This is a genomic window from Streptomyces sp. NBC_01471 (assembly GCF_041438865.1).
Lineage (GTDB): Bacteria > Actinomycetota > Actinomycetes > Streptomycetales > Streptomycetaceae > Streptomyces.
This window is the reverse complement of the sequence record NZ_CP109450.1, coordinates 7,269,831-7,291,241: the sequence shown is the minus strand read 5'-3', so window position 1 is coordinate 7,291,241 and position 21,411 is coordinate 7,269,831. Positions and strand designations below refer to the sequence as shown.

Here is a 21,411-nt window from a genome sequence, read left to right as displayed (position 1 = left end):
AAGGCGTTTGGCATCGGGGGACGGCGGCAGCGATAGTCCCAGAGTGACGACTCCTGCCGCCGCTCCCGCACCCTCCCGCCGCCCCGCCTGGGCCGGGCGCAATTACACCCTGCTCACGGCGGCCGCCGTGGTGACGAGCCTGGGCAGCAACGGAGCCCTGATCGCTTCGGCGTTCGCGGTGCTGGACTCGGGTGGCGACAGCAGCGACGTGGGCCTGCTCGCGGCGGCCCGTACGCTGCCGCTCGTCCTCTTCCTGCTGATCGGCGGAGCACTGGCCGACCGGCTGCCGCGCCACCGCGTGATGGTCGCGGCCAACTCCCTGAACTGCGTCTCCCAGGCCGCCTTCGCCGTTCTGGTCCTGACCGGGCACCCGCCGCTCTGGCAGATGATGGTGCTCACCGCGCTGTGCGGTACGGGCCAGGCGTTCTTCTCGCCCGCCTCCGAGGGCATGCTGCTGTCCAGCGTCCGGGGCGACGAGGCAGGCCGGGCCTTCGCGTTCTACCGGATGGCCATGCAGGGCGCGGGCATCGGTGGCGCCGCGGTGGGCGGCGCGATGATCGCCGCCATCGGTCCTGGCTGGGTGCTCGCCGTCGACGCGGCGGCCTTCGCCGTCGCCGGATCGCTCCGGGCCTTCCTCGACGTCAGCCATATCGCGCCGCGCGCACCGGGCGGCGGGATGCTCGCGGATCTGCGGGACGGCTGGCGCGAGGTCACCGGGCGGCCCTGGCTGTGGAGCATCATTCTGCAATTCGCCGTCGTCAACGCCGTCATCGGCGCTGCGGAGGCGGTGTACGGGCCGCTGGTCGCGCGGGATTCGCTGGGCGGCGCGGGCCCCTGGGGGCTGTCGCTCGCCGCCTTCGGCGCGGGCACGGTCGGCGGTGCGCTGATCATGACGCGCTGGAAACCGCGCCGGCTGCTGCTGACCGGGACGCTGTGCGTCTTCCCGCTGGCGCTGCCGTCGGCGGCGCTGGCCGTGCCGGTCCCGTTCGCCGCCCTGGTGTGCGTGATGTTCTTCAGCGGCGTGCTGGTCGAGACGTTCGGCGTCTCCTGGATGACGGCGCTGCACCAGGAGATCCCCGAGGACAAGTTCTCCCGGGTCTCCGCCTACGACTGGCTCGGCTCGCTCGCGATGCTCCCGCTGGCCACGGCGCTGGCGGGCCCCGCGGAGCAGGCGTTCGGGCGGACGGCCTCGCTGTGGGGGTGCGCGGGACTCGTTGCCCTGCTGACGGCCGCGGTGCTGTGCGTCCCCGACGTACGGAATCTGACGCGCCGGTCCGCCGCGGACCGGACGGGCGATGACCTCGCGGCTTCGGGTACGGCCGCGGTGGACACGGCGGCCGGTGTCCTCGCTCCGGAGCGCGTCCCCGGCGCCGCGGCGTCACCCGATGCTGAAAGCCCCGTCGGGCGGCACGGGTGAGGCGACCGCTTCCGCGTCCGTGACCGGCCGGGCGCCCCCGGTGAACCGGGCCAGCGACGCCCCGTGCTCGACCCGCGCCGGAAAGGCGTCGGAGGCGGTACGGCGGCTCAGCGCCGAGGTGTCCAGTTCGGTGTGCGAGGCGACGAGGACCGCGTTGCCGAAGCGCCGGCCGCGCAGCACGGACGGTTCGGCGACGAGTGCGACCTCCGCGAACGCCTGTGAGAAGGCGGCGATCTGGGTCCGCAGGAAGTCGAACGGCGCACCGTCGGCGAGGTTCGCCGCGTAGACCCCGCCGCCGCGCAGCACCCGGGCGGCCGACCGTGCGTACTCGACGGAGGTGAGGTGGGCGGGCACCCGGGAACCACCGAAGACGTCAGCGATCAGTACGTCGGCGGACGCGGCGGGCCGGCCGTCCAGCCAGGCCCGCGCGTCCATGGCGTGGACGGTGATTCCCGAGCCGTGCGGCAGTGGCAGAACCTCGGCGACCAGGGCGAGCAGTCCCCGGTCCGCCTCCACCACCTCCTGCCGCGATCCCGGCCGGAGCGCGGCCACATAGCGGGGCAGCGTGAGGGCTCCCCCGCCGAGGTGCACGACATCGAGCGGTTCTCCCGGACGGGCCGCGCAGTCCACGACGTGGCCGAGCCTGCGCGCGTACTCGAACTCCAGGTACGCCGGGTCGTCCAGGTCCACGTACGACTGCGGAGCGCCGTCGACCGTCAGCAGCCAGGCCCGCTCCCGGTCGACGTCGGGCAGCAGTCGCGCGGTGCCCTGGTCCACGTCCCGGATCACCGGTATCGCCTCGTTCACCGTCCCATTGTGCCTTCCGTGCCGACCTGCTCGGCGATTGCGTTCGTGGGCGTACAGGTTCTGCCGGGGGGCGGCGCGCGGCAGGGCTCAGTGCCAGTTCCAGTCGACGAGGGTACGCAAGGTGTCCGAGTGGAAGTCCGGGAAGTCCATCGGGACGATGCCGAGGTGAGTACGGTCCGACAGCTTGGCGTTCAGGTAGCTCTGCACTCCGGGCATGATCGCGTCCGCGTTGACCTTGGGCCAGCCGCCTCCCGCGTAGCTGGTGAAGTTGATGTACATCAGCGCCGAACTCTGGTCACCCGTGACGTTGTCGAACTGCTGGGTGACCTTCGCGGTCTTCCGGGACGGCAGGGGCAGTCCCTGGTAGATGTCCTGGAGCGAGAACCACTGGTTGGACAGGAAGTCGTTGTCGCCGCCCGGCCACTGCAGGACCGGCCAGTCGTTGTCGAACTGCGCGACGAGGACGATCCGCCCGCGCGCCTCGCCGAGCGACGGGACCCGGTCGGCCAGGAGGAACCAGGGGCGCCAGCCCTTGGTGTCGAGGTAGACGTTCAGGATGTCCTTGAAGCGCGCCCCGACATCGTTGTTGGTGCCGTTCTCCTTCTTCAGCCGCATCACGATCGTCTCCCGCGGATGCTGCTGCAGGAAGTCGCGGCACTGTTCCAGCACCCCGTCGAAGGTGATGCCCTGGTAGTACGCGGCGTGGTAGATCCCGAACGCGTCGTCGGGCCGGCCCTGGAGACCATTGGCCCGGATGTCCAGGAACCTCACACCGCGCTGGAGTTGCTCGGCGATCCCCCAGTTCTGGGTGTGCGACCACTCGGTGCCGTTGGCGGGATCGGTGCAGCAGGAGTCGTGCGTGCCGGGGATCGTCATCCTGAGCAGGGACAGTGCGTCGGGCAGCGCACCCATCCAGTCGGCGGGGATGTCGCTGCCGGTCGTGGTGATGGCCCGCGAGGCGGTCGCGGCGCGCGCGACACCGCCGCCGGTCACGAGCGCGGTGGTGGTGACGGCGGCGGAGCATATGAGGGAGCGACGGGTCAGTGTCATGGGGCGGTACCTGCCCCATTGGACGGCATTCGCAACATCCCCCTCCCGCCCGGCGCGTTCGGAGGCCGGGTAGGACCTCGGCCGACGTCGTGGGCAGCGCCCCATGGTGCCGATGCCGAGGTGGGGGTTGGTGCGCACGTATGCCGTCTTGGGCATGGCCTTTTTCTTCCTCGCGAAATTCGGGAAATACCGAAGCGTGGCGGAACATGTCGCTGCCCCTCCCCCCTCGGCGTCATCGGCACGTCGACCGCTCTTCCGCCCGTGCGTGGCTCGCTCACGGCCCGCCGGGCGCGCGGGGGCGAGCTGGAGAGCCGGAGCATTACGGCGATCACACACGGATGTCGGTTAGTCTCCCGGGATGCTGGAGCCCGCTGCCCGACCCTCCGCCGGCCTGACCGCGCGCTGCGTCAGGGCACTTGCCTCGCCGTGGTCCCGGCTCTCCCTGCTCGTGGTGCTCCTGGTGGCCGCGGCGACGCTGATGCTGCTCTTCCAGCCGCAGCGGCTGCTCGCCGCGGGCTGGCCGCCGCAGCTGAGCGGTATCTCGGCCGTCGTGCTGTTCTCCGCCGCGTACGGCGCGTGCACGGCCGCCTTCGTACCCCGGCCGCTGCTGAATCTCGCGGCGGGCGCCCTCTTCGGCGGACAGGTCGGGCTCGGCGCGGCCGTCGCCGGGACGGTGCTGGGGGCCGGTGTCTCCTTCGGCCTGGGCCGGCTGCTCGGACAGAGCGCGCTGCGGCCGATGCTGCGCGGGCGCTGGCTGAAGGCGGCCGACGGGCAGTTGAGCAGGCACGGCTTCCGTTCGATGCTCGCGCTGCGGCTCTTCCCCGGGGTGCCGTTCGCCGCCGCCAACTACTGCGCCGCGGTGTCCCGTATGGGGTGGCTGCCGTTCCTGCTGGCCACCGGTCTCGGATCGGTCCCGAACACGGCGGCGTACGTCGTCGCGGGCAGCCAGGCGTCGTCCCCCACCTCACCGGCCTTCCTGATCTCGATGGGTTTCATCGTGGTGTCGGGGGCGGGCGCCGCGTGGATCGCCTGGCGCAAGCGGCACCGGCTGCGCGGTCACTGACACCGACCGGGGTCGTGGCGGGGGCAGTTGGCCGACCGTACGTGAGCGGGTCACCGGCCGTACACCTCCGGCGGTTACGTTCCTTGCGCATCAGCCCCTTGATCCTCTGGACGGCACCCACCCATGTCTTGGTTCGAATCGTTCGTCCTCGGATTCGTGCAGGGGCTGACGGAATTCCTGCCGGTGTCCTCCAGTGCCCATCTGCGCCTCGCCTCTGCCTTCGCGGGCTGGCCGGACGCGGGCGCGGCCTTCACGGCGATCACGCAGATCGGCACCGAGGCCGCGGTCATCATCTACTTCCGCAAGGACATCGCCAGAATCGTCTCGGCGTGGTTCCGCTCGCTCACCGACCGCTCGCTGCGCGGCGACCACGACGCCCGGACGGGCTGGCTCGTCATCGTCGGGACGATACCGATCGGGGTGCTGGGGATCCTCCTGAAGGACCAGATCGACACGTCGTTCCGGGATCTGCGGGTCATCGCCTGCACCCTGATCGGGATGGGCCTCGTGCTGGGCACCGCCGACCGGCTGGCCGCCCGCGACGAGAGCGGTGGCAGGCACAGGGCGGGCAGGGAGCGGAGGTCACTGGAGGAGCTGAGTGTCAGGGACGGGCTGGTCTACGGGCTCTGTCAGGCGCTCGCGCTGGTCCCGGGCGTCTCCCGTTCGGGCGCCACGATCAGCGGCGGCCTGTTCATGGGCTACACCCGTGAGGCAGCCGCCCGGTACTCGTTCCTGCTGGCGATCCCCGCGGTCCTCGCCTCCGGGGCCTTCGAGTTGAAGGACGCGGCCGGGAGCGGCGGGGCTCCCTGGGGGCCGACGCTGCTCGCGACGGTCGTGGCGTTCGCCGTGGGGTACGCGGTCATCGCGTGGTTCATGAAGTTCATCTCGTCGAAGAGTTTCATGCCGTTCGTGGTCTACCGGATCCTGCTGGGCGCAGCCCTGCTCCTCCTGGTCGGCACGGGCGCGCTGAGCCCGGACGCGGGCCCGGCCGGGGGCTGACCGCGTGCAGGCCCTGGGGGTCCCACACCTCCGACCTAGAGTTTTCCAGAGGCGATTCGAGCTCTCCCGACTTGATCATCTCCCATCCGTCTCCCATTTCACTCCCACATCTGGACAGAGGAAGACCAGGGGCGAGTCCGCCACCGGGAAGGGCGGACTCGCCCACTCGCCCTGGTCGATCTACGTAACGAACGGCCCAGGCAGCTCTCCTCATCAGGGGTTGCGGCGAGCAGCTCTCGGGGGGGCGAATTCTGAGGAGGGACCGCGGGGATCGGCCACAGCATCAGGCAGAGTCTTCATGGCAAGGGCCTCCGTAGCTCCAATGGATGATCGACGGGGGCACGTTGGGGCAGTCGTGCCAATCCGGGCCGGTGTCGGGTCTCCGGTGCGGCGGAGCGCCCCCGCCCAGCCGCAGCTTCTAGGCGGGGGCCGGCCGGGCGGATGCCTACCTGTCGACATACCGGGTTGGCGCAGATCCGCCCAACTTCGCAATCGGTGAAGGGTGGTTGGCATCACGCGCTCAGTTCAGCGCAGGCCGTCTGTGACGTCATGTTCTTCGTCGATTGAGAATGGCCGACGGTCCTCCCCGGGATCCTCGTTGTAGATGACCGCGGAGACCGTGCCGTCGTAGGCGTCGTTGAGGGCGTTGCCGCCTGTGCCGAGTATGTTCTCCCAGTCGATCCCCATGGCTACGAGCCTAGAGCTTGTCCCGGCGATCACGGGTGGAGCCAAACGAAGAAGGCTGTTGCGAGGGGCGGCGCGGGTGACAGTGGTCGCTCAACGGCGGGTGAGGGTAGCCTTCGAGAACTTCCGGAAGGGAGGACATGGCAGCTCGTCGCCCGTAAGTTGGGGGGCATGGCTGACACGCGGAATCTATGGTGGGCGACGGGCCGAATGGCCTTCGACGTCGCGGAGCAAGGCGACTTGCGTAACAGGCGGTGGGCCGGGTCCTTGCGTCGCTCCGCCACGCTGTTGGAGCCGGTCTGGCCCGAGACCTCCACCTTCAGTAGCGGCCCCTTTATCTCCGCTCTCCCGACCATCGCGCTATTCCTGTACGCGGTCCCCCAGGTCGATGCCCCGCAGCTCGTGTCGGTGGACGACATTACGAAAGCGTTCACCCCGCGCCTGGCTGACCCGAGCGCGCCGTCCCTCGAAGACGCCGTCCGTGAATGCCTGATTGAGCGGCGGCACGACCTGGACGACGACTCCGAACTGTCCTCGCTGTTCCGTAGTCTCACCGTCTGTCGGCCGCCGCTTGCCTACAGCCTGGGCGGGTTCGAGCTGACGGCTATGGACAACGATCCCGGCGGCACATTGATGGGTGCAGCAGCGAAGTGGGTGAACTACACCTTCACCCACCACTACCTGCGCCGAGACAGCGCATGACGACCCGTGAGTGCCACGGTGTTCAGGCCACGCGAGCGCCCTGGAGGCATCCGGGGAGGTCGTCGTCGGCAACGTCTCCGTCGTACCGAACCGGCGCGACGGCGGCGCCCGGGTCTTCATTGAGGTGCTGCTCCTGGAGGCGCCGGCCGTGCCCGGCGACGACCAGGAGGTGACCGTCGAACGCACCGGCGGGCCCCAGCCGTGTATCTCCCGGTGGGCCCTGCCGCGCGGCGGCCGCGAGAAGGTGGGCGCATGACGTCCGCCTCCGACGTCTGGCGTTCCCCGGGCGACGAGCACTTCCGGCTCTCCTGGAGTGAGAGGGCGGGCCCCTCCGTCGTCACGCTCCGGCCCGTCGTCTACGACCCCGACACCGGACAGTGGAGCTCCGACCGTAACGCCTTCCCGGTCGAGGTCGACGCGGCCCTGTTCGAGGCGACGTACGTCCAGGAGCCGCTCGAACGGCTGCGGGATCCGCGTATCACCCGGCTTGCCGGTCTCGTCCACGAGCTGCTCGCCAACTACGAGAGCAGCACGGGCAGTCCGCCGACGGACGCGGACGCCATCCGCGCCGCCCTGGACGACGTCGCCGACATCCCGGAGGAAGCCAGGAAGCGACGTCACGGAGCTGCCCGCGCAGCAGGACGCCAGGGCTTCCACCGAGGCCGTGGGCGGTAGGCGGGCGGCCTGGCATCTTCTGCAACTTTTGTTCCGTCCGGTCGACGAGGACCAGGAGGTGACCGTCGAGCGCGCCGACCGCGCTCAACGGTGTCCCCAGAGTTCGCTGCTCTCCTGCGGACGTCTTCCCTACTGAGCCGGGGCCCGGGACGCAAGGACGTGTGAATGTGCACTCTCCGCGGTGTCTGCCCCACTGGCAGACACCTACGAGAGAAAATGCACTGTGACCGCTTGGACTCCGAAGCTGACGAACGTGAAGGGCACCAACGGCGCCAACGGCACCGGGGTCGGACGGATCGAAGCTTGACCGCCTGCGGGTGACCAGCACTGCCAACGGTGCGGCGGTGGAGAACGTCGGCTTCCTGTACGGCGAAAGCGAGGGTGCCAAGGAGGGGGAGATCATCACGGTGACGGGCTCGTACCCGACCGCCTGATCCTCCACCAGCTGCGGGTTTGGCGGGAAACTCTCCGTCGGCCCCGCAGCCGTTTATGCTCGGGTCATGAGTAGCGCACGGTTCGTCGGTGGCCCCTTCGACGGGGCCTCGAACCCGGACCCCTTCATTGACGAGATCGCGATGCTGACGCTGCTCAGCTCCGGCCGGTACGTCCGCGCGAAGTGCATCTTGACCGCTTGGACTCCGAAGCTGACGAACGTGAAGGGCACCAACGGCACCAACGGCGCCGGCAAGTATGCCGAGGCGAACGGCATTGTCGCCTTCACCGCGCAGATCGTGGCGAAGAAGGAGACGAACGCCGCGACCAAGCACGGCTTCGGCCTCACCCTGCCGAAGGCCGCGAAGGCTGGCGTCCGGTACGTCTTCAACCTGTCCCTGGACGGCCGCGACGCCGACAGCGGCGTGTGGACCGGTGAGGCTCAGATCTACGCGGGGTCGGACGGATCGAAGGTCGATCTGCTGCGGGTGACCGGCGCGGGAACCGGTGCGGCCGTGCAGAACATCGGATTCCTCTGCGGCGAAAGCGCGGGGGCCAAAGAGGGGGAGATCATCACCGTGACGGGTTCGTACCCGATCGCCTGATCTTCCACCAGCCGCGGGGCCGATGGGAAACATTCCGTCGGCCCCGCGGTCCGTCTACGCTCGGGTCATGAGTAGCGCACGGTACGTCGGTGGCCCGTTCGACGGGGGCTCGAGTCTCGACAGCTTCATCGACATGATCGAGATGCGCAGCCCGGCCGGCTGCGGCCGGTACGTATTTGGCCAGGACGAGTACGGCACGGCGGTGTACCGGTGAGGTCCGGATTAGGACTGAGGCGTCCGGCCGGCGGATCTCTACCGCTTGGCGGCGATCTTATCGGCGAAGAAGTGGCATTCCGGGTCGGTGAGGGTGAACGCGACGGTGGCGCTGACGTCCCCGGCGTGGTGTGGCTGCGGGGATGCCAAGGGCGAGGAGACATCGTGCCTCGTCCGGCTCGCAGCGCAGGGTGAACGCCCCGTCCGGGCGCCCGTCCCATAGCGCGCCGGCGTGGATGCCCAGTCGGCGGCTGAGGGCGAGGAGTAGTCGCTGGCTCGCGGCCTACGGGTCGTCCTTCTCGACCGTCCGGCCGTCGATCACGGTCTCTTCGTGGGCTCGGATGGCTTCCCAGTCCGGCTCGACGTGCTCTCACCGCGGCACGTCACCTCGATGGCGACGGGATCGCCGTACGGGTCCACCGGCAGATGCTAAAGGACGGCTTCTGGGCTTAGGGGCGTCAGCAGCTCCGGCGGCACGGTATTGATCGTGGCGCGGGCCCTCCCCGGGCCGAGTCGGTGAACGTCTACGACCGGGAGTTCAACACCGTCGTCCACAACAGCGTTATGCGTCTGGGTCTGCGATCTCGTTGGTCGGCCTGTTACGGGTGGAGCTCATCCGGGCGTCGAGAACGGCCTGGGTCTCAGGGTTGAGGTTGTAGTCGCCGGCGGTGTCAGGGGCGACGCCCAGGGCGTGGGAGCGGGAGGCTTCCCGCTCGGCGGAGAGCTGATGGATGGTCTGGGTGATTCTGTGGATCTTCTGACGCAGCCTTTCCCACTCTTGCTCGGCCAGTGCGAGCTCGGCCAGCTGGTTCTGAATCTCTGCTTCGTTTTCCCGTGCGTAGTTGTCGGTTACCAGCGTGATCAGCGGGACCCCGAGCGCCTCGGCCGCGGCGACGGCTTCGTCGAGCCTGACGGCCCGAGTCTGCTGTTCGATGCGCGTGACTGCGGTGGCGTCGACGTTGGAGCCGAGCCGCGCGGCCATGCGGCGTGCCACTTCCGCCTGGCTGACGCCAAGGCGTTCGCGTTCTTCACGAAGTCGGCGGGCGAAAAGGTCCCCGGGCAGTGGGCTCATGGCGGTTTGGTACTTCCTGGTCAAGATCGCGATCGACGGGTGTACAGGGTGGCCGCCTCGAAATCGAGCAGGCCAGCGTCGCAGTAGCGCTGGAGCAGCACATTACACATCTCGCACTGCGGTTTCCACAGGTCGGCGCCGCATCCCTGCGGTCGCGCACCACGACGTTGATTCACCTCATCTCTAGGCTCTTCTCGGCTCCTTATGGACAAACCTTTTGAGTCCCTGAGACTCGCTACTCGAATGGGGTAGATTAGTTATTACAGATGTGCACATATACGAGTCGGTGGAGGAGTAATCGACAGTGACACCGATCACTCCAGATCCCATCACTGCCCGTACGGGTGGGCGACCTGCGCTTGTTGCCTTGTGGCTCACTGCCATGTCACCGGATCATTCCAAAGGGGAGAGGGAAGAACCATGACGAAGCTCTACGAGGCAACCGTCCTCACACAGGCTTCGCTGCCGAATGCAGCGTGGGACCTGACCAGCTTTCTGCAGAACGCCAAGTCCCAGATCCAGCTTTGGGGTGGCCTTCTGCTCATGCTGCTCGGCGCTGTCGGCCTGGTCTGGGGCGGCATGCTCCTGATCAAAAAGCTGATGGCCAACCCGCAGTCCGCGGGTCAGCAGCAGGGCTGGGGCACCATCGCGCTCCTCATCCTCGTCGGCGGAGCTCTGGGCTCCGGCGGGTGGTCGCTGATCTCGACGATCGGCTCCGGTGGCCAGCAGACCATCACGGACCTCGGCGGCGGCACGGTGATCGTCCAGACCGTCGATCAGGTCAGCGGGTTCCTGAGCGGCCCTTCCAAGTAAGGGGCCGTCACAAACCGTGCACACGAACGGGAACAGAGGCGTCGCGCGAACCGGGTCAGTTGAGGGGCGAGGCCTCCGCCGGCCCGGTTCGCCGTAGCCGGGCCGGCGCTGTGCTGCAGGCACGAAAGAGAGCGGATCATGGGAATCAAGGACAAGGCACTGGCCTTCAACAGGAAGTTCAAGCTCGACTCGCATCACGCGATCGAACGTTTCGGGGTGTTCTTCGGCATCTTCGCGGTCGCGGGCGCGATCGTGATCAGCGCATCGGGGGTCTCGGCGTACCAGGCGGGGCGTGACTCGTTGTCGCAGACGGCGCTGTACACCAATAACTTCACGACGTCGAAGACGGATCTCGACGGCACCGTTGATGGGGTCTACACGAACAAAAGCGGTGAGAAGGCGCTCGTGATGATGCACTTCAGTCCAACCGCTCAGATCTCGTACAACGCCGCGGACTACAAGGCGTTTCTGCTCGGGTCGGACACCTCGCTGAACAGCGAGTCGGTTAGCACCAGCGGGATCACAGGCTCCTTCTATGCCTTCGGCTCGACCGGCTACGTCGGGGTTCTCCTGAAGGCCGATCGGCCCTTCGACCGCCAGGTGCTGAACTTGACAGTCCGCGCGAACGCCGAACTCGCCATGCCTGGAGCGGGGCAGACCAAGGATTCCGGCAAGCTGGCTGGCGACGAGACCTTCTCCAAGTACGACCAGTGGCGGGTCTTCTTCAACCCCGGTGCGTCGGGGGTCACGAGGATCGCGGCGCTTGACGCCCTGAACTTCGATCCGGCACATGCCTACTACGAGGTAGTGCTCAAGGAGAAGGAGGCCGAGGCACGGGGCGCCCTGGACCAGAAGCTCGTCGAGCTGCGCTCGAATCTAACGCAGATTCAGACGTACACGTCTGACCTGCAGATGACGAAGATCGACGGCCTTTTCCTGCGTCCGCCGACTGTCCCAGCCTCGATCGCCACTGACAAGATCACGGGCGTCTCCGCAGTCGAGGCCAAGGACGGGGTCTCGACGTTGGCACTGCAGACCAAGCACGTCGCCCCGGGCGGCTTCGACCTCAACTGGCGTGCCGGCGACGTCTATAACGGCTACCTCGACGCCCTCGTGCCAGCCGGGCTTAGCTACGCCCAGTTCTTCACCAAGAAGCGGGACGAAGGCTTGGATCCGACGAGCCAGCAGATCTCGGACATGCAGTGGATCCTCTCGGACGGCACCAGCCTCACCAAGGACTACCAGTCCTCTGACGTGACGATGCGCCCGCTCATGAACATCATGAACAATCTTTCACAGGCGTATCAGGACTACTCCAGAAACAAGTTGCAGTACGAGTCGGACCTATCGCTCGATCTGCTCCGACTGGACATGAGCCTGCGGGACGTACAGTCCAACAGCACCATCCGCGAAGATAAGAACTTCCTCACCACCCTCTATTGAGTGCTGCATATAAGTGATGTGGTTCACGGCCTGGCATTGATCCGGAAAGGAAACGACATGGCCACCGACAAGCCGAATCGGAGTCCCAGGACGGGGACGCCGAAGGACCAGCCGAACACGTCGGTGAGTCAGGGGGTATCCCGGCAGGGCCGCGGGACCAAGCGCCTCGGACCTGAGGAGGGCGCTGAGAGGCCTCGCGAGTTCAAGGCCCGCATGCCTAAGCAGCTCTCGGGGGCCGGGGCCGAGTCTCCGCGCGCGGCGATCGCCGCTTCGAAGGGGCCGGATGCGGCAGGCGCCGCGGAAACCGCGGGCAACGCCACTGGTGCCGCGAGTGCCGGGGCGAAGCTCAAGCAGGGCATGAACGGTGTCGCCGGGGGCATGGCAGGAGGTGCGGCCCAGAGGGCGATCGAGGGGGACGGCAGCAGCGCGTCCCGGCGTCACGCCGGGCGCTACGCAGGAGCGGCCGTCTCTGGTGCCGTTGCCGGCTCACAGGTCGGCGGGCCCCTTGGAGCCGCGGTCGGCGCAGCGAAGAATGTTGGAGTCGAGAGCGTCAAGGACACAATTGAAAGTGTGTCCAAGGTCACCGGCGGCAGTCCCGTCGCTGAACCCGCGGGCAAGCGCCTGGGTGCAGGCGGCACGGGATACGAGCGTGGCGCCGGTATGGATGAGGGGGGCCTGGGCTCGAAGGCGGCCAAGGGCGTCGCCGTCGGCGGCAGTGCGGCTGCTGCCCCCCCGGCCACGGGTGTGGTCATGGCCATGGCCTTCCTGAACTGGCTGAAGTCCATGTTCTTCGCCGCCATGGCGATGGCCCTCAACGCAGGCAAGCTGCTGTGGACGCTCTTTGTCAGCATCCTCAAGTGGGTCGGTCATGCGATCGCTGCGCCGTTCATAGCGATCGGCGGCTTCATAGCCAACACCGCCGGCGCGGTTCTGGGCATCGCCGTTACGGCGACGATGGCCCCTGTGGCCGCCGCGGTGTCAGGTGTGGTTGCGATGACAGCCACCGTGGCTCTGTTGAGCACGGTCTTCACCAGCGTCCTCAACTCAACGGCGTTGACTGAGGGCAGCATCAACGCGAACGGGACGGCGTGCGTCGTCAACGCGGGTCTTACTGGCAACGGCTCCGGCGCCACCGTCCCGGCGGACGTGGAGAAGAACGCCAAGGAGATTTACTCGGTGCTCAGCAGCTGGGGAATGCCGAAGGAGAACATCGCAGGCATCCTCGGCAACTGGGCGCAGGAGTCGGGGATCGATCCGACGAGCGTGCAGAGCTTCCCCACGAGGACGTACGCCATGACCGCCGAGAAGGCCAGCGCCGCGAAGAACGTGGACAACGGCATCGGCCTCGGCCAGTGGACGTTTGGCCGCAATACGCTGCTGCGCCAGTACGCGAAGGGCAAGGGCGTGGACTGGTACACCGTCAAGGCCCAGCTGGCCTTCATGGCCAGTGGCGACAACCCGGGCGACGTCACGGTCTTCAAGGACATGCTCAAGAATGCGCAGGGCTCCCCGCGTGCGGCGGCGCTGCACTTTCACGAAAAGTGGGAGCGCTCCGCTGACGGCGCTGCCGGGCTCACCGCACGCGGCGACAACGCTGAGATGTGGTTCGGCAAGATGAGCGGCTGGTCGGTCGACAGCTCCGTCGTGGGCGGCGTCGAGAACATCGTCGGCGGGAGCATCGAGAACATCAGCGACGGGATCAACACGATCCTGGACAACTGCAGCACGAAGGGCGGCACTTCCGTCTCGCTGAAGGACGGTGGAATGACGCAGGAAGAGGCCCAGGCCCTCGTCGACCTCTTCAACAAAGAGGGCGACAAGTTCCTCGACGACCGCTACGGAGACAAGGGCGGCCCTGGCTCGTGCAAGAGCAACCACGCGATGAACTGCACGTCGTTCTCGACCTACTTCGTGAACAAGTACACGACGTTCCAGACCTACCCGGCCGGTGATGGCAAGGAGACGGCCTACACGATCGCGAGGGAGACCGGCAAACAGATGTCCTCGACCCCGACGGCGTACTCAGTGGGCTCGGGTCCGGGCTCCGGTCCCGCTGGCCACACCCTCGTGGTACTCGGCGTCCAGGGCGACAAGATCATCGTCGGCGAGGCGGGCTACTGCGCCTTCATGGGCCGGGTGCGCGTCGAGAGCGCGGCGCGGATGGCGGCCGCGGGCTGGAAGTTCGTGGACATGAAGGATGCGATGCTCTCCTCCGACAAGATCAAGACGGCCTGATGCACGGCATTTGATCTTGAAGCAAGAAGCCGGTGCCCAGCGATCCGGGCACCGGCTTCTTGATGCCCGGGCAGAGCCTGTACGCCGGCGTACCACCTTTCAACCTCCTATCGAATCCATTCATACTCGTATACACATTCCTTTCGAGATAGACTTGGGTAGTTTATGAGTGCAATACGAGTGAGGAGTGTGTTCCGTGACGACAGTCCACGACGAGGCTGAGAGCACGGGCCCAGAGCAGGAGAGCGGGCCGATCCCCGAGGAGGAGTCGGCGGCACCGAAGACGCGCCGGAAGCTCACCGGAGCCCAGCTCGAAGAGCGCTTCGAGGGCTGGACGATGCGCCAGCGCGAGAAGGTCCGGGCTCGTACTTCGGAGGACAACGCACGCCTGATCCGGGGCGGCGTCATTGCGGTGATGGGGGTCGGGACCCTCGCCCTGGTTGTCGCCACGGGCGTGTCCGGCGAGGGCTTCAAGGCGAGCACGGTGAACCATGCAGCTCACGTCGTTCAGCTCAGGGGGCAGCTGGATGATGCCCGATCCACGCCTGTGAAGGCGGACGCCGGCGTGCGGCTGTCCAAGCTCACCGAGAAGGCAGCCGCCGATGCGAAAAAGGTCGCGACCGGGGAGCAGACCTTCGCCACCCTGTATCACCAGGCCAGTGTCCAGCCCAGTCCGAACAACGGCACTCCGAACAAGGCCATGCTTGAGATCATCAAGCACCGCCGGGACATGGCAACGCTGTTCAGCAGGGAATCCTTCCTGGCCAGCGACAAGGAGGCGTACAGCACATCGTCACTGACACCCTTCGACGCGACCACTGAGATCGATCCGCGCCACGCCTGGTACATCCGCTACGACGGCCCGAATGCAGCCGCCCCGAGCACGTATGCCTGGAAGGTCGAGACGGTGATGCCCGACTTGAGCGTGAAGGACACTTCGGGCGTGACGAACCAGGCGGAGGTCGTCTGGCTGTGCCGGGACACGAAGAGCGGCGAGGTTCTCGCCTGGGCGAGCGCGCGCTACGTGCACAACGGAACGATGGGGACTTTTGACCACTTGGCGCGCGTGGTGACCGCCACCGGGGCACAGCACGAGAATCCAGCGATCAAGACGGACGGATCCAAGGTCCCCGAACTCAACAGCTCGGGTACACAGAAAAGGGGCGGGAAGCGATGACGGAGCAGACGGCGACGCCCACGCGGCGGGGATTCTTCAGGCGCAACGCCTGGGTCCTGGCGACGGCAACGGTCCTGACAGTTGTCGGGACCGTTGCCGGCGCGACCTGGAGCAGCCAGCACGCGGCCCTGGCCGAGCAGAAAGCACAGATCAGAAAGGCCGAGGGGCAGCTGGCAGGCGTCCAGAAGAAGGACGCCGAACAGGAGAACGCGGACGTCATGGCGGCCCTGGGCGTCAGCCAGGACCGGCTGAGCGCCGACGGTGAGCGCATCAAGTCGTTGCTCTCGACGGCCTTTTCGTGGGACTCGGGGCAGAGCTACGAGGCGGCGCGCGAGAGCCTGAAGAGCCAGTTCGGCCTTACGGAGAACGAGGCGTTTTTGAAGTCGTTCATGCCTCCGTCGCGGTACAACGCGGACTCGCAGGGACGGCGCTATTACTACATCGACGCGGTCGGTCTGAACTCGGCCCTCGGCGCAGATCTGGACGTCGAGGTCGTCGATATCAAGGCGGGCGTCTACACCTATGCCGCCCTGGCCGACGTCGAAGCCACCTCCGACGCGGTGACCCAGAACCAGGCGAGCAAGGCCAGCATCACGGCACACCGCCGTGCACTGCTCTTCGTCACGATAGACACCCAGGGCAGGGTCTCGAAGCTCTCCGGCGTTCCGGCGAGTGGCGAGACTAGCCATTCCGGATGACACCGACTCCCTTTCGACTCATCTTATTGATAAGGTTGCCCTGGTATTCGAGTGGAGCAGTGATTTGAGGACTGATGGCATCGACACAGAACGATGAGTCGGGCGAGAGCGTGGTGCGCAAGACGCGCTTCGTCGCGACGTCCAAGTCCTCACATGACGGCGCAGAGGCTTCAGAGCAGGTGGTGCCCACGGGCGGGCTGCACAAGCGCACCATCGTGGCCGGCGTGAGCATGGGTGCGGGCACACTGCTGTGTTTCGTCCTCTCCGCGGGGTTCTCCGGCGGTCAGAGCGCAGTGAGTGAAACGGCCGCGTCGGAGATCTCCACTCTGCAGGAGCAGATTCGGACTACCGAGGCGAAAGCGGCGGGCCTGCCGAAGGTCGACGACGCCGAACGCGGTCTGACTGCGGCGCTGACGGCTGCCGGTCAGGTCGCGAAGTTCCAGAACGACTACCGCTTCCTGACGCCCAGAGTGGCGGCAGCCGGCGGCAAGCTCGACGCTGGGACGTCTCAGTCGACGCTGCGCAACCTCATCCCCTACTTCGCACCATCGGTGCACCAGGCAGGCCTGGGGCCGTGGTACCTGCTCGCCAGCGACAAGGACGTACCTGCTGGCGCCGGGGTCCCGATGAGCTTCAATTCCGGCTTCAGATGGGTCGCCCAGGTGCCTTATCTGGTCAACGCCGACAGCACCATCACGGTGACCTGGCTGGCCATGGAGACCAGGACGGGTGCGGGCGAGAAGCCGGCAGTGCTGGCCTGGGCCCGTGCTGACTACGACCTGGTCCGCAAGGCGTTCCTGAACATCCAGACCGGCACGACAGTCGCGGGCGAGGCCTTGAAGCAGGAGGTGAAGGCACCGTGAACGAAGAGATCAAGGACAAGCTGCGCCAGCACGGCGGGAGGATCCTGCTCGGCGGCACCGGGGTGCTGCTCGCGCTTTCGGTGGTCACGCTCGGCGCCAGTCTGCTCAGCGACGGCCCGGCCGCGTCGGGTACTCAGGCTGATGCAGCCGTTCGGAAGCTCGAAGGCAAGCTCAGTGACGCCCAGGCCAAACTCGCAACTCAGCACACGGCGCTGCTGACTCAGCTGCCGGGCATGGACATCGAACGGGTGAAGCGTGACAGGGCGACGGGCCGGTCCCTTCTGCTCAGCCTCACTGACAGCTCGGCATCGGCCCGGACTGTCAAGGAGCAGCAGGTGCTGCTCGATGCGCGCTACGGCTTTCTCGACCACACCTCCCGGGTCCTTACCGAGTTCGTACCGGAGTGGATGACGGTGACCGGGGCCACGAAGGGCACTGGGACGAGGTACACGCTCGCCGACCTGGACATCGATGTGAGCCGGGTGCAGGGCCTGAACTACTCCTACACGGGGGTGGCCTGGCTCGATCCTGTCCGCGTCGGACCGGCGCAGAACAGCCCGGCCAAGAGCGAGCTCGTGGTCTTCACCTACGTCACCCCCCAGGACGGCACGGTGACGTCGTTTGACGCCTACCGGGCCTCCAACAAGGCCCGCGACACCCTCTCTGCCGCCAACGAGAGTCAGCCCTCCCCCACGCCGGGCGGGTGAGTGAAGCAGCCACCGCTTCAGCGTGCGCCCCAGCAGACACCGACGAGACGAAGGACAAGCGTATGCCGACCCAGCCCCTGGAGAAGACTGAGACGACCGCCCCGACAAACACGGTCGCGACGGTGAAGAGGACCACGGCAAAGCCCGTGAGGGCGAAGAAGGACACGAAGCTGCGCGCTGGGTGGCGGCGTCTGGCCCCGAAGCAGGAGGCCGGCAGGTTAGGCCTTGCCCGCATCGACGCCTTCCAGCGTCACCGTGCCGGTGAGAAGGACGTCGTGGCAGTCGATCTCCAGCAGCCCGTAGTACGACCGGGCGTTTTCGGGAGTGGCACGGTGCACCTGGAGCGCGACGGCGTAACCCTCATGGAGGAAGTGGGCGGTGCCGTCGACGTCCAGGCGGAAGCCCGGGTCGGCGGGGGCACCGAGTTGCAGGAGTTCCATTCAAGACCTCTCAGTGTGGTGACGCCGAACCCTGCTGGCCAGTGCGGGCCGATCGCGGCAGAACCGCAGATGGTCAGTAATCCCAGAGGGGGCCGTAGTGGTACTGGTAAAGGTCGATGACTTCGTGGATGTCAGCTTCGGTGAAGCCACATGCCTCGGGCGTGAGCGGGCCATGGGAGAAGTTGATGGAGATGTCCAGCAGGACGCTGAGCAGGTCGTCGAGGTCGCGAGGGCCGGGGTGACAGTGTGATGGGGGCTGCCGGGGAGGAGCTGGGCGGCCATGAGACGGCCCAGCAGGCACCAGGTCGGATTGGGCCGGCCACCGAGTTCGGCGCACACGTGGCGGGCGATCGCGGTAGGCAGGGTGCCGATCGGCGCGACGAGCATGACGTTCGGTCGGTAGCGGTAACGGGCCACAGGGGGTGCTCCTCACAAGGGCAGCGGTACGGGCCGGTGTTTCTGCGGGGATCCAAACCCCGCTCCCCGACTGAAAGACCGGCGTCTTACCCATGGACGACAGGAGCCGGGACGGCTGCGGCCGCAGCCGGCGATCGGCGAACGGGTGGGGTGTGTATCAGCTCTCCGGAAAGGTCGGCGGTGCCGGGGGGTTGGCGTTGACGAACTGGAGGAACCGGTTGGGTATCTGGCCCAGCTCGGCGTGGTAATGGGTCCAGATGTCCCGGACGGGGCGGCGGTCCAGGCTCCCGTCCGGCAGGATCACGTGGCTCGTCATCTCGATGCTGTTCCAGCGGGGCGTGGCATCGCCGTCCTGGAACCAGCGGATACGCAGCCGGACGGGCCGGACGCGGTGGCTGTCCTCGCCGTCCTCGATGGTGAAGTCCGGGCCGCACCGGCCCTGCCACACCTTCTCGTAGGTCCGCTGCGGAGGCTTGGCCGTCCCTACGTCGTCGTACTGGACCACCTCGTCGAACCGCTCCACACGCAGCGAGGGCGTGAACGGCCCGGGCGCGCAGAGGCTGTCGGTCGTCTGCTTCATGTCGTGCTCCTCTCCATCACAAGGGGCGGTCTGGGCGGGGTGCTACCGGGGCGGTTCGCCGCAGCGGCGGGCCGGGTTCAAGAGGCGGCGTAGCCCACGAGCAGGCAGGTACCGTCGCTGACCGGGATCACACCGGTCGGCCCCCGCCTGTCGCGGATCCGCTCGTCGTCGGTGTTCAGAGGGTGTACCAAGTACTCCTCGGCGGCGTCCGGGGTCATAGGGCCGCCCGCCACAGGACGAAGTCGCCCTTCTCGTCGATCGTCCAGGTGTGCCCACGGCGTCCGAACTCCCTGCACACTTCCGCCCTGACGGCCGCGACGTCAGAAGTCGCCGTCGTCGACCTGAAGGACGGTCAGCCCGATGGCTCTCCACGCCTGGACGACCTGAGTGCGGTCGTCGAGTACGCAGGTGACGTTGTAGGTGTCGCGTACATGTGCGTCGAAGAGCTCGACCTTCACGATCGAGTCCTTGCGACAGTCGCCGATGCGCCGCATGAAGGGCCCGTCGTACGGGACGCCGACGTTCTCGTTCAGCCATGCCTTGGTGACGGCCCAGCAGCTGTCGGACCGGCCCGAGAGGAACACGATGGCCTGACCTGCCGCGTGCAGGGCCCGTACGACGCTGATCACCGGGGCGTTGGGGAGGTCCTGGTGCACCCGGGTTTCGTCGAAGGGGCTGCGGCCGTCCATCAGGGCGACGGTTCCGTCGATGTCCACCAGGACGGCCTTGGGGCTGTCGGGCTTCGGCTCGTACCGCAGCCCCACCCGGGCGGCCGCGCGGCTGTCCTCGGGCAGGGGAAGCGGCGACGACTTCCCCGCCAGGAAGCGCTGGTGAAGTCCGCGGATGGTGTCCTCTCCGACGGACGCCTCCCTGGCCGCGTCGCGCTCCAGGCACGTGTCCAGCAGTACGTGGGTGAAGTCGTGTACGTCGAGCGCGGCGCCTGCGCGGTCCGCGAGGCGGGCCAGGTCGCGGGCGACGCGCTGCGGCAGGTTGGTGTCGTCGCAGACCACGTCGTAGCCCTGGTGCAGCAGCTCGAGGATCGTCGCGTCGCGGACTGCCATCACGCGCTTCTCGGTGACGCCCTTGATGTGCTCGCTGGAGTTGAGCATGGCGCGCAGGTCGTCCCGGTTGACGCGTACCCGGCCCGCGCGGTTCTCGGCGGTCCAGCTGCGCGCCCAGGTGGTCTTGCCGCTGGCAGGCAGGCCGCGGGTGAAGTGCAATGTGGGCATCAGGAGTTGCCCTCGGTGGTGTTGACGGGCCGGACATCGGCCTCGGGCCGCAGGGTGTGGAAGATCCGGGCCGACGGGTCGCGGCCGTCCAGGAGCATGAACAGCCAGGCCCGCATCGGCGAGCGGCTGGCGTGCAGGGCGTAGTCCTTGCGCGTCCGCCCCTTCGGCAGCGCCTCCACGATGCGCTGATGCTCTTCGAGGGACTCAGCGAGGATCTCGTTGCACTGTCCCGCCAGTTCCGCGGCGACGTCCTTGACCCAGTCGTGGAATTCGTCGGGCAGGCCGTCGCAGATCTCGGCCACGGTGTCGCCCGCGCCGAGTCGCTCCCAGACCGCGCGGGCGTTGAGCCCGGTGATGATCCGGTGCAGTGCCACGTAGTCGTCCTGCTTGACCTTGATCATGGTGTTGTCGTGGCCGGGGAAGCGCAGCACAAAGCCCTCGGCGCCGGGGCGCGGCGGCGCGGCCAAGGCGTCGGCGAGCGTGCTGAAGGCAAAGGTGTCGACGCGGGGGCCGTCCCACGGCAGCTCGTCTGCGGGCAGCGGGGTGCCGGTGGCGATGTCGACGCCGCCGAGTAGCACCAGGTCGTCCAGGGCGCCGTAGTCGCAGACGATCCGGTTCTCCGGAAAGATGATCTCGAAGAGGTAGGTGACGCCGGGCTTGATCGACGCGGTGCCCGCGTAGCGCTCCTGCCAGATCTTCGTGGCGTGCAGCGCTTGCTCGGAGGCGAACGAGCCACGGGTCGCGATGGCGTGGCCGCCGTCGGGCAGCGGGTAGAGGATGCCGAGCGAGCCGTCGAGCTTGTCGGTCACCACGACCGTGTCTTCCAGGCAGAAGGTGCCCTCGGGGTGCTCGGAGTAGTTGAAGAACTTCGCGTACGGCCGGGCGAGGATCCGTCCCTGGCGGTCGATGACCAGCCCGCGGCACTGCCGGGTGACTTCATTCCACTCCCGCTCGAACACGGCCTTCTCCGCGTAGTTGAAGATACGCAGCGGCAGGGCGGGGTGGGTCTGCTCGCGGACGTAGCCAGCATGGAGGCTACGCGCGAGAAGAACGGGGTCGAGCAGGTCATCTATGTGGGAGTGCATTGCCT

The 21,411-nt window shown here is 67.5% G+C and carries 24 protein-coding genes; 15 read left to right on the top strand and 9 right to left on the bottom strand.

Going from position 1 to position 21,411, the window contains the following annotated elements; translation table 11 throughout:
* The first annotated feature begins 43 nt into the window (after positions 1–43).
* Positions 44–1,417, top strand: coding sequence for an MFS transporter (locus OG285_RS32950; RefSeq protein ID WP_356832367.1), 1,374 nt, complete (start codon positions 44–46; stop codon positions 1,415–1,417).
* On the opposite strand, the gene OG285_RS32945 is transcribed toward OG285_RS32950, so the two are convergent.
* Both OG285_RS32945 and OG285_RS32940 read right to left on the bottom strand, forming a co-directional pair.
* Positions 1,379–2,224 carry a spermidine synthase gene (locus OG285_RS32945; RefSeq protein ID WP_371793137.1) on the bottom strand — a complete coding sequence of 282 codons (846 nt, stop codon included), beginning with the start codon at positions 2,222–2,224 and terminating at the stop codon, positions 1,379–1,381. The two genes, OG285_RS32950 and OG285_RS32945, sit on opposite strands and share 39 nt — an antisense overlap.
* Positions 2,225–2,311: 87 nt before the next feature.
* Positions 2,312–3,274: a phosphatidylinositol-specific phospholipase C gene (locus OG285_RS32940; protein ID WP_371793136.1), complete on the bottom strand. Its 963-nt coding sequence runs from the start codon at positions 3,272–3,274 to the stop codon at positions 2,312–2,314.
* Between the two features lie 358 nt (positions 3,275–3,632).
* On the opposite strand from OG285_RS32940, the gene OG285_RS32935 reads away from it, so the two are divergent.
* Together OG285_RS32935 and OG285_RS32930 are read left to right on the top strand one after the other, a co-directional pair.
* Entirely contained in the window at positions 3,633–4,337 is a 705-nt protein-coding gene (locus tag OG285_RS32935) for a TVP38/TMEM64 family protein (RefSeq protein ID WP_371793135.1), read from the top strand.
* Positions 4,338–4,460: 123 nt separating this feature from the next.
* Positions 4,461–5,336: an undecaprenyl-diphosphate phosphatase gene (locus OG285_RS32930; protein WP_371793134.1), complete on the top strand. Its 876-nt coding sequence runs from the start codon at positions 4,461–4,463 to the stop codon at positions 5,334–5,336.
* A 525-nt stretch (positions 5,337–5,861) separates the two neighbouring features.
* Here the strand turns inward: OG285_RS32930 and OG285_RS32925 are convergent.
* A complete protein-coding gene (locus OG285_RS32925; protein ID WP_371793133.1) occupies positions 5,862–6,023 on the bottom strand; it encodes a hypothetical protein in 162 nt (53 codons plus the stop codon).
* 207 nt (positions 6,024–6,230) lie between these two features.
* On the opposite strand from OG285_RS32925, the gene OG285_RS32920 reads away from it, so the two are divergent.
* The 5 genes from OG285_RS32920 to OG285_RS32900 all read left to right on the top strand — a co-directional run bounded on the left by OG285_RS32920 (position 6,231) and on the right by OG285_RS32900 (position 8,648).
* A complete protein-coding gene (locus OG285_RS32920) occupies positions 6,231–6,722 on the top strand; it encodes a hypothetical protein (protein WP_371793132.1) in 492 nt (163 codons plus the stop codon).
* A 10-nt stretch (positions 6,723–6,732) separates the two neighbouring features.
* Entirely contained in the window at positions 6,733–6,978 is a 246-nt protein-coding gene (locus OG285_RS32915) for a hypothetical protein (protein WP_371793131.1), read from the top strand.
* The gene (locus OG285_RS32910) at positions 6,975–7,397 is read left to right on the top strand and encodes a hypothetical protein (RefSeq protein ID WP_371793130.1); all 423 of its coding nucleotides are present in this window, start codon (positions 6,975–6,977) and stop codon (positions 7,395–7,397) included. The genes OG285_RS32915 and OG285_RS32910 overlap by 4 nt, the downstream gene beginning before the upstream one ends.
* 500 nt (positions 7,398–7,897) lie before the next feature.
* On the top strand, positions 7,898–8,434 hold the full coding sequence (locus OG285_RS32905) for a hypothetical protein (RefSeq protein WP_371793129.1): 537 nt from the start codon (positions 7,898–7,900) through the stop codon (positions 8,432–8,434).
* 67 nt (positions 8,435–8,501) lie between these two features.
* On the top strand, positions 8,502–8,648 hold the full coding sequence (locus OG285_RS32900; protein WP_371793128.1) for a hypothetical protein: 147 nt from the start codon (positions 8,502–8,504) through the stop codon (positions 8,646–8,648).
* Between the two features lie 561 nt (positions 8,649–9,209).
* Here OG285_RS32900 and OG285_RS32895 read toward each other — a convergent pair.
* On the bottom strand, positions 9,210–9,719 hold the full coding sequence (locus OG285_RS32895) for a helix-turn-helix domain-containing protein (RefSeq protein WP_371793127.1): 510 nt from the start codon (positions 9,717–9,719) through the stop codon (positions 9,210–9,212).
* A gap of 420 nt (positions 9,720–10,139) precedes the next feature.
* Between OG285_RS32895 and OG285_RS32890 the strand changes: the two genes are divergently transcribed.
* The 7 genes from OG285_RS32890 (at position 10,140) to OG285_RS32860 (ending at position 17,655) form a co-directional block, all read left to right on the top strand.
* Positions 10,140–10,532, top strand: coding sequence for a hypothetical protein (locus OG285_RS32890; RefSeq protein ID WP_371793126.1), 393 nt, complete (start codon positions 10,140–10,142; stop codon positions 10,530–10,532).
* A gap of 138 nt (positions 10,533–10,670) precedes the next feature.
* Entirely contained in the window at positions 10,671–11,975 is a 1,305-nt protein-coding gene (locus tag OG285_RS32885; RefSeq protein ID WP_371793125.1) for a hypothetical protein, read from the top strand.
* 57 nt (positions 11,976–12,032) lie between these two features.
* On the top strand, positions 12,033–14,210 hold the full coding sequence (locus tag OG285_RS32880) for a phage tail tip lysozyme (protein ID WP_371793124.1): 2,178 nt from the start codon (positions 12,033–12,035) through the stop codon (positions 14,208–14,210).
* Between the two features lie 196 nt (positions 14,211–14,406).
* A complete protein-coding gene (locus OG285_RS32875; protein WP_371793123.1) occupies positions 14,407–15,387 on the top strand; it encodes a hypothetical protein in 981 nt (326 codons plus the stop codon).
* On the top strand, positions 15,384–16,085 hold the full coding sequence (locus OG285_RS32870) for a hypothetical protein (RefSeq protein ID WP_371793122.1): 702 nt from the start codon (positions 15,384–15,386) through the stop codon (positions 16,083–16,085). Before OG285_RS32875 ends, OG285_RS32870 begins: the two co-directional genes overlap by 4 nt.
* A gap of 74 nt (positions 16,086–16,159) precedes the next feature.
* Positions 16,160–16,948, top strand: a complete 789-nt coding sequence (locus tag OG285_RS32865; RefSeq protein WP_371793121.1) for a hypothetical protein — start codon at positions 16,160–16,162, stop codon at positions 16,946–16,948.
* On the top strand, positions 16,945–17,655 hold the full coding sequence (locus tag OG285_RS32860; RefSeq protein ID WP_371793120.1) for a hypothetical protein: 711 nt from the start codon (positions 16,945–16,947) through the stop codon (positions 17,653–17,655). The genes OG285_RS32865 and OG285_RS32860 overlap by 4 nt, the downstream gene beginning before the upstream one ends.
* Positions 17,656–17,873: 218 nt before the next feature.
* Here the strand turns inward: OG285_RS32860 and OG285_RS32855 are convergent, their stop codons facing one another.
* From OG285_RS32855 to OG285_RS32835, 5 genes are all read right to left on the bottom strand, one after another.
* Positions 17,874–18,095 carry a hypothetical protein gene (locus OG285_RS32855; RefSeq protein WP_371793119.1) on the bottom strand — a complete coding sequence of 74 codons (222 nt, stop codon included), beginning with the start codon at positions 18,093–18,095 and terminating at the stop codon, positions 17,874–17,876.
* A gap of 574 nt (positions 18,096–18,669) precedes the next feature.
* The gene (locus tag OG285_RS32850; protein WP_371793118.1) at positions 18,670–19,092 is read right to left on the bottom strand and encodes a hypothetical protein; all 423 of its coding nucleotides are present in this window, start codon (positions 19,090–19,092) and stop codon (positions 18,670–18,672) included.
* Positions 19,093–19,169: 77 nt separating this feature from the next.
* Positions 19,170–19,310, bottom strand: a complete 141-nt coding sequence (locus OG285_RS32845) for a hypothetical protein (RefSeq protein WP_371793117.1) — start codon at positions 19,308–19,310, stop codon at positions 19,170–19,172.
* A gap of 102 nt (positions 19,311–19,412) precedes the next feature.
* Entirely contained in the window at positions 19,413–20,321 is a 909-nt protein-coding gene (locus OG285_RS32840; protein WP_371793116.1) for an AAA family ATPase, read from the bottom strand.
* Positions 20,321–21,406, bottom strand: a complete 1,086-nt coding sequence (locus OG285_RS32835; protein WP_371793115.1) for an RNA ligase — start codon at positions 21,404–21,406, stop codon at positions 20,321–20,323. Before OG285_RS32835 ends, OG285_RS32840 begins: the two co-directional genes overlap by 1 nt.
* Between the last annotated feature and the right edge of the window lie 5 nt (positions 21,407–21,411).

Coding starts and splice junctions, on each gene's coding strand:
- OG285_RS32940 (WP_371793136.1), bottom strand. CDS start 3,274: ATGACACTGACCCGTCGCTCCCTCATATGCTCCGCCGCCGTCACCACC.
- OG285_RS32935 (WP_371793135.1), top strand. CDS start 3,633: ATGCTGGAGCCCGCTGCCCGACCCTCCGCCGGCCTGACCGCGCGCTGC.
- OG285_RS32930 (WP_371793134.1), top strand. CDS start 4,461: ATGTCTTGGTTCGAATCGTTCGTCCTCGGATTCGTGCAGGGGCTGACG.
- OG285_RS32925 (WP_371793133.1), bottom strand. CDS start 6,023: ATGGGGATCGACTGGGAGAACATACTCGGCACAGGCGGCAACGCCCTC.
- OG285_RS32920 (WP_371793132.1), top strand. CDS start 6,231: ATGGCCTTCGACGTCGCGGAGCAAGGCGACTTGCGTAACAGGCGGTGG.
- OG285_RS32910 (WP_371793130.1), top strand. CDS start 6,975: ATGACGTCCGCCTCCGACGTCTGGCGTTCCCCGGGCGACGAGCACTTC.
- OG285_RS32905 (WP_371793129.1), top strand. CDS start 7,898: ATGAGTAGCGCACGGTTCGTCGGTGGCCCCTTCGACGGGGCCTCGAAC.
- OG285_RS32900 (WP_371793128.1), top strand. CDS start 8,502: ATGAGTAGCGCACGGTACGTCGGTGGCCCGTTCGACGGGGGCTCGAGT.
- OG285_RS32895 (WP_371793127.1), bottom strand. CDS start 9,719: ATGAGCCCACTGCCCGGGGACCTTTTCGCCCGCCGACTTCGTGAAGAA.
- OG285_RS32890 (WP_371793126.1), top strand. CDS start 10,140: ATGACGAAGCTCTACGAGGCAACCGTCCTCACACAGGCTTCGCTGCCG.
- OG285_RS32885 (WP_371793125.1), top strand. CDS start 10,671: ATGGGAATCAAGGACAAGGCACTGGCCTTCAACAGGAAGTTCAAGCTC.
- OG285_RS32880 (WP_371793124.1), top strand. CDS start 12,033: ATGGCCACCGACAAGCCGAATCGGAGTCCCAGGACGGGGACGCCGAAG.
- OG285_RS32870 (WP_371793122.1), top strand. CDS start 15,384: ATGACGGAGCAGACGGCGACGCCCACGCGGCGGGGATTCTTCAGGCGC.
- OG285_RS32865 (WP_371793121.1), top strand. CDS start 16,160: ATGGCATCGACACAGAACGATGAGTCGGGCGAGAGCGTGGTGCGCAAG.
- OG285_RS32855 (WP_371793119.1), bottom strand. CDS start 18,095: ATGGAACTCCTGCAACTCGGTGCCCCCGCCGACCCGGGCTTCCGCCTG.
- OG285_RS32850 (WP_371793118.1), bottom strand. CDS start 19,092: ATGAAGCAGACGACCGACAGCCTCTGCGCGCCCGGGCCGTTCACGCCC.
- OG285_RS32845 (WP_371793117.1), bottom strand. CDS start 19,310: ATGACCCCGGACGCCGCCGAGGAGTACTTGGTACACCCTCTGAACACC.
- OG285_RS32840 (WP_371793116.1), bottom strand. CDS start 20,321: ATGCCCACATTGCACTTCACCCGCGGCCTGCCTGCCAGCGGCAAGACC.
- OG285_RS32835 (WP_371793115.1), bottom strand. CDS start 21,406: ATGCACTCCCACATAGATGACCTGCTCGACCCCGTTCTTCTCGCGCGT.